The sequence below is a fragment of the Candidatus Protofrankia californiensis genome (genome assembly GCF_900634765.1).
Classification (GTDB): Bacteria; Actinomycetota; Actinomycetes; order Frankiales; family Frankiaceae; genus Protofrankia; species Protofrankia californiensis.
This window is the reverse complement of record NZ_CAAAFT010000267.1, coordinates 11556-12457: the sequence shown is the minus strand read 5'-3', so window position 1 is coordinate 12457 and position 902 is coordinate 11556. Positions and strand designations below refer to the sequence as shown.

The following is a 902-nucleotide window of genomic DNA, read 5'->3' as shown; positions in this document are numbered from 1 at the left end:
CGTCGGCATCGTCGGCATCGTCGGCATCGTCGGCCTGATCGGCCTGATCGGCGGGGCTGGCGCGGTCGGCACGGCTGACGTCGCAGGCCTGATCTGCGGCGCCTGCGGCACCGGCCTGGCCGCGTCCGCGCCGGCGGTCTCGCCGGGATCGGCGGGATCGGCGAACCGGACCGTCTCCGGCAGCGCGGGCAGCGGCCAGACGGCGTCCGCGTGCAGGGTCACGGGCTCGCCGGACAGGATCGCCGTGCCCACGGCGGCAAGCTGTGACCCGGGTTCGACGCGCAGACCGATGTCGGCGCCGAACGAGTCGAGGGCGGGTGTCGCACAGGCGTCACTGGCGGTGGTCACGACGGCGGTCGCACCGAGTGCGGCGGCGACGCGTCCGGCGAGGTCGTTGGCTCCGCCGGCGTGCCCGCCGACGAGGGCGACCGCCCACCGGCGTGCCTCGTCCACGCAGACCACGCCCGGGTCGCTGTCCTTGCCGGTGAGCAGGTTGTCGGCCAGCAGCCGGACCGTCGCTCCGGTCGCGAGGAAGCAGACCACCCCGGCGCGTTCGGCGACCGCCGCGGTGAGCGCTTCGCGGGCCGTGCCGTCGTAGAGTCGGGCGTCCGGCCAGGCTTGCTCGAGATCCCGGGCGGCCGCGCGACCGGCCGCGGTCACCGCGACCAGGCCGATGCCCGACCGCCCGGGTGCCTCCGGAGGCTGCTGGACAACAGCTGTCCGGCTTGCCTCCCCCAGCGTCCCGCCAGGCCGCGTTGTCGCCGGTCCGGACAGAACACCACCATCCGGATCTCCTCGGCCTTGCCAGCCGCGCGCGAATGGCCCGTTCGCTGATCGAAGGCCGTTGTCCGGCGGCCTCCTACCGTCCGTCATCGTGACCATCCGTCATCGTGACCATCCGT

The 902-nt window shown here is 74.5% G+C and carries 1 protein-coding gene; it reads right to left on the bottom strand.

All coding sequences use genetic code 11. The features are described 5' to 3' along the window. Window positions 1-660: cobalamin biosynthesis central domain-containing protein (locus tag DD1DGNOD_RS14710; protein WP_346434327.1), on the bottom strand; the 660-nt coding region annotated here is incomplete at its 3' end. Window positions 661-902: the final 242 nt, after the last annotated feature.